At 45.3% G+C, this 5,316-nt stretch carries 5 protein-coding genes; 1 reads left to right on the top strand and 4 read right to left on the bottom strand.

The genetic code is table 11. The annotated features are described in order from the left end of the window. Positions 1-155: 155 nt before the first annotated feature. The 3 genes from RH949_RS20670 to RH949_RS20660 form a co-directional block, all read right to left on the bottom strand. Entirely contained in the window at positions 156-863 is a 708-nt protein-coding gene (locus tag RH949_RS20670; protein WP_006106030.1) for an ROK family protein, read from the bottom strand. A gap of 189 nt (positions 864-1,052) precedes the next feature. Further along, the gene (locus tag RH949_RS20665; protein WP_006106065.1) at positions 1,053-1,952 is read right to left on the bottom strand and encodes a S1 RNA-binding domain-containing protein; all 900 of its coding nucleotides are present in this window, start codon (positions 1,950-1,952) and stop codon (positions 1,053-1,055) included. 84 nt (positions 1,953-2,036) lie between these two features. Continuing rightward, entirely contained in the window at positions 2,037-2,777 is a 741-nt protein-coding gene (locus RH949_RS20660; RefSeq protein WP_446355793.1) for a dienelactone hydrolase family protein, read from the bottom strand. Positions 2,778-3,320: 543 nt separating this feature from the next. On the opposite strand from RH949_RS20660, the gene RH949_RS20655 reads away from it, so the two are divergent. Then, entirely contained in the window at positions 3,321-4,304 is a 984-nt protein-coding gene (locus RH949_RS20655) for a GntR family transcriptional regulator (RefSeq protein ID WP_006106028.1), read from the top strand. Positions 4,305-4,715: 411 nt separating this feature from the next. On the opposite strand, the gene RH949_RS20650 is transcribed toward RH949_RS20655, so the two are convergent. Next, a complete protein-coding gene (locus RH949_RS20650) occupies positions 4,716-5,063 on the bottom strand; it encodes a DUF4870 domain-containing protein (RefSeq protein WP_006105982.1) in 348 nt (115 codons plus the stop codon). Positions 5,064-5,316: the final 253 nt, after the last annotated feature.

Raw genomic sequence — 5,316 nt, 5'->3', positions numbered from 1 at the left:
GCATTTAAATTGGGTATTAGTAGCGAGCAAGATGCAAAGCCTGCGGCATGGCTTCGCTAAAGCCTGCGGCATGGCTTCGCTAAACGCACTACAAGGATTGCGCCATTATTGATATTAAGGTTTAAATGCCGAACAGCTTAAACAATTAGAAAAAATTAATCATGCCACAAGGCAATTCCGCCTAATAATCCGTTGATATTGGGGACAATTTTGACATTCGCTGGTAACTCGAAGGTGATTTTTTTTGCTTCTCCGCCACCAATATAAAGATAGTCGTAATTAAATAACTCGGCTAGGGTCGCGATCGCACGTTGTAAACGATTGTTCCATTTCTTCTCTCCCTTCTTCTCTAACGCCGCCCGCCCTAACCGTTGTTCGTAGGTGTCGCCTTTGCGAAAGGGGTGGTGCGCCATCTCTAGATTGGGGACGAGTTTACCATCGATAAATAAGGCTGAACCAAATCCTGTCCCCAGAGTAATCATCAATTCCACCCCTTTACCCTGAATTGTGGCTAATCCCTGTATATCTGCATCGTTAGCCACCCGCACCGGCTTGTTTAAGGCTTGAGACAGGGTAGTCGCGAGATCAAATTCTTGCCAACTGGGATCTAAATTCACAGCGGTTTTGACGACTCCAGCCATAACTACGCCAGGAAAACCCACAGATACGCGATCGCACTCTCCTTGGGCGGCGGCTAATTCTGCGATCGCGTCAATGACAGCATCCGGTTTAGCGGGTTGGGGTGTGGTAACTCGATGGCGTTCAGTGATTGGATTTCCCGCCTGATCTAACACGATCGCCTTAATTCCACTTCCACCAATATCTACGCTAAGAGTACGGCTAGATTCATCTGCTTGCGCCATCGGATTTTGATCCTCCTGTTTCAGATAAAAAAATAGGAAACCACTACAACATTTTGATTGTGTAGGGGCGGGTTTAGGGACTAACTTTGATTGTTTTCCCTAGCTTAGCTACAAAACCCGCCCTCCCCTCCGTTCGTTCAAAAGCTAATCGTGAAACCCGCCCTTACACACAATTTAGAACAGTTTAGATTAGATCATTTTCGCCCTCGCCCGTTCTGAACGTGCCTCAGCACTTTCCATCACATCTGCCATTTTATGCACCATTTCTCCTGGATAGTTTTCTAACACTTTTGTCGAGAGAGAAACGCGATTCGTCCCTTCATCTAAATCAATCACGATCGCTTTAATCGATTGACCCACCTCAAACATATCCGTCAATGATTCCACCATATTTTGGCTGACTTGCTTGATATGCAACAAGCCAGTAATCCCTTCTAATTCCACAAACACACCAAAAGGTCTGATATTGGAGACAGTACCTTCCACTAACTGTCCAACCTCTAGCATCGAGAAACTTGCAGCGCGAGTGGCTTCCCGTTGGGAAAAGACTAACTTGCTGCGATCGCGATCGGCTTCCAGGATGCTAACGGTTAAACTTTGACCAATCAACGACTCTAAATTCCCCCGTTGATTCAGGTGCGATCGCGGAATAAATCCTCGCAATCCCTGCCAATCTATCGTCACACCACCTTTATTCACGCCAGTCACCTGCACCTGTAAAGACTTGCCACTGTCTTGCACTTGCGCCAATTGATCCCAAATCTTATTGATTTCCAACTGACGCCGTGATAGAGTTATCTGACCTTCAGCATTCTGTTCCCGAATAATCAGAAACTCTAACTCTTCCTGCAATGGCAGCACCTCTGACCAATCTTCTACGGGTGCTACTGACACTTCCCCTCCCGGAACATACGCCAAGGATTTCCCGCCAATATCGACATAAACGCCTTCCATCTCGTAGCTATGCACTTTGCCTCGCACCACCTGCCCTTGACTAAATTCATAGTCATACTCTTCTAGGGCTTTGGCAAAATCTTCCATGGAAAAGGCAGTTTTGCTGGTTTGAGAACGGGTTGATTCTGAAGTCATGAGTATTAAGTGTTGAAAAAATCGATGTATCATTTATTATTTGCCATTTGAAGTTATTGATGACAAATAATCGATGATGAATAACTACAGTTCCTGCTGAAATAGCGTCTTCACTTTTTCCCAAGCATCTTTTGCCGCTTGTGGGTTATAGCTGGCACGTTGATCGCAGAAAAATCCATGATCAGCGCCCTCATAGCGAAAGATATGGTGGGAAATTTGCTGCTTTTTCAGTTCAGCTTCAATCTGGTTAACTTGTTCAGCCGGGATGCTAGCATCGTCCAAACCAAAGAAGAGATGGATGGTTCCCGTAATATCCTGAGTGCGGGTAATCGTTGGTTCATCTCCTCCTGGCGTCATCGTGGCAATTCCTGCACCATAGAAGGAGGCTGTGGCTTTGATGTCGGGTAAGGTTGCCGCTAGATAGGCGACATGACCCCCAAAACAGAAGCCGATACAGCCGATCGCATTCGATTTAACGGGTGTTTGCCCCCGTAAGTAGTCAATCGCCGCTTGGATGTCACCCAGCAGTTCCTCCGCCTTCGTTTGCGCCTTATACTCCTTACCGATTTTCAGGTCAGCTTCTGTGTATCCCGTTTCAAAACCGGGGGCTTGGCGTTGATAGAGGGCGGGTGCGATCGCGACATATCCCTCTTTGGCAATCCGCTGAGTCACGTCTCGGATATGGTCATTCACGCCAAAAATTTCCTGCAACACGACCACCCCTGGTAAAGACTTCTCTCCCACGGGCATCGCTAAGTAAGCGTCTATTTGTAGAGAGCCGTTTGTAATCTTCACCCAATCGCTTTTGATTTCTCTAGCCGTCATAATTCAGGTTCATGCTGTTGTTCGTCGATCTATCGCAGTCCTCGCTGCTATGGCTTTTGACCTTCTGGTCAACGGTCAAACTTCTGCTTAATTGTAACGCTCACGTCCCCCCAATTCAGCAAATTATTTACGGATTATTATAATTCTATTGGTTTACTTATTATTTTTCAAGGATTTATTGTCTATTTCTGGGGGTAAGCCACCCTCTAATGATTTGGACAAACCAGAATAGGATTTTAGTTTTCAATCTACTGATTTAAACAAACAAAAATTCTGTTGCACTTTGTAAGCCGATCAAACTAGACTATTTAATAAACACATATCATTAAGCTAACAGATTACCTGTTTTGTTTTTGCTCAGGAGCGGCTATTTAAATGTACAAGAGCTTAGTCAAGAGGGTATTCTGGTATAAACCGCCAAATGATACATGCTTAGAGAAATGCCTAGGTCAGGACTAGAGGGTCAGCCACCCACCATCCGATCTTCAACTGTACGTTATACTCTTGTGTCTATTGAAGAGCAAGTGCTTGGGAGACTTTATAATGGTTCAGCATCATATCCAGCCCGATAGCGAAATCCCTGCTTCAAAGCAGCTATTCGACCAAATTCAGTTTGCGATCGCCTCTCGTCAATATCCACCGGGACATAAATTGCCCAGTACCCGTCAGTTAGCGATGGAGACGGGGTTGCATCGGAATACAATCAGTAAAGTGTACCGCCAGCTTGAAGAAACAGGACTGGTTGCATCCATCGCTGGATCAGGGATTTATGTCAAAGCCCAGGGTCATGAAGGTGGCACTCAGCGCCAATCTCCGATCCTCAAGCAATATCCACAAGCATCCAGCATTGTTCAGCAGAGTCTGGACGAATTACTCTCGCAAGGATGTTCCCTCAATGAAGCCCGCGAACTCTTTTTAGCCGAAATTGACTGGCGGTTGCGCTGTAGTGCTAGAGTGCTGGTTACCGTAGAGTCACGAGATATGGGCGCAGGGGAGTTAATGGTGCAGGAATTGGAATCCGCCCTGGGAATTCCCGTCCAGTTAGTCCCCTTAGAAGAATTAGAGCAAACCCTAGAACGCACCAATTCCGGTACAGTCGTCACCAGCCGCTATTTTATCCAAAAAGCCGAAGCGATCGCCGCGCCCAAATCTGTGCGGGTGATTCCGGTGGATATCCACGATTACGGAGAAGAAATCGAAATTGTTAAAACTCTCCCCAAAGATAGCTGTCTGGGCTGTGTAAGTTTGAGTGGGGGTATTCTACGGATTGTAGATGTGATTATCCACAGTTTGCGTGGGGATGATTTACTCCTGATTACCGCTCAGGTTAATGATAAATATAAACTTAATGCCTTAGTCCGTAGTGCGCGAACAATTATTAGCGATCAAGCCAGTTATGATGCCGTTAAACGGGCAATTCTAGACGCCAGGGATGATCTGATCCGTCCGCCTAAGCTGGTTTGCAGTGAAAATTATATTGGCACAAAATCGATTAATTTACTCAAACGTGAGTTGGGTTTAGGGTAATTAAGGGTTGCTGAATAAGGATTGTGGTGAGGATAGGGAACTCTTAACAGGGAATGGTTGTAGTGCGAGCGTCTCGCTCGCTATTTTGTATGTTTTTATCTATCAAGTTATCTCAGTGCCATGCCTAAGTTTACCTTTGCCGCTATCTCTCTAGACGATCTAAAATCCTTCATTCACCTCCATGAAGGATTCATCGGTAACTATGAATGGAACCAACTAATTAAGCGATTAAGCTAGGTTTTCTTCAAATCAAGCCAATCGCTACACATATAAGGAAAATTTATCACCTTATGTACGGGAGAACCAACCATTGCCACAATCTATTTAGGATTGCTATATAATTTAGATAAAAAGGACTCCACCTTTTAATTTAAATGGAGTCCGAATGGGTGTGACTAAATGAAGCGAAACCTAGAGAATACGGAAGATAAAGGGATAACGGAAAGATTGATCGGGATTGTTCAACACTTTCAAAATTGCGATAATTGGCATAACGACATTCGCAATAGCCAAAAGACCCAGTAGGGGCCAACCAATAAGCACAATCGTCAAGATGCCAAAGATTAATCCATAGAGCCAAAGGTTAATGTGAAAGTTCAGCGATTCTGTCGCGTTTTCTTTGACCACTGGGTCATCAGACACTAACAAAACGGCGATCGGAATACCGATAGATATTACCGCCGCACTAATAAATATTGATCCATGACAGAGGGCAGATAAAAGCTTGCGTTTGTCGCTATCATAAACATCATACGTCATGCGACAGTCCTCCTTTCCCTCAAGGGAAACTAACTCTTCATTCTGACTGTAGCAGGTTCTCTGAACAAGACAGGTCGTAAATTCCGTCCTACGCAGGGGGGATATTCCTCTTTTGACACTCCCACGGCTTAAAGCGCGTGGGATTCTACATTCATCGTCAGAACTTGCTCTACCAGGCTTGCGCCAAGTAGCGTAGAGGCTCCAACTCCTGTAGCGTTACTTCGGGATTGCCCATCCCTAGATTTTGCCTTGA

Origin of the sequence: Coleofasciculus sp. A1-SPW-01 (assembly GCF_040217205.1) — a bacterium.
GTDB lineage: Bacteria > Cyanobacteriota > Cyanobacteriia > Cyanobacteriales > Coleofasciculaceae > Coleofasciculus > Coleofasciculus chthonoplastes_A.
This window is presented reverse-complemented; position numbering and strand designations above follow the sequence as displayed.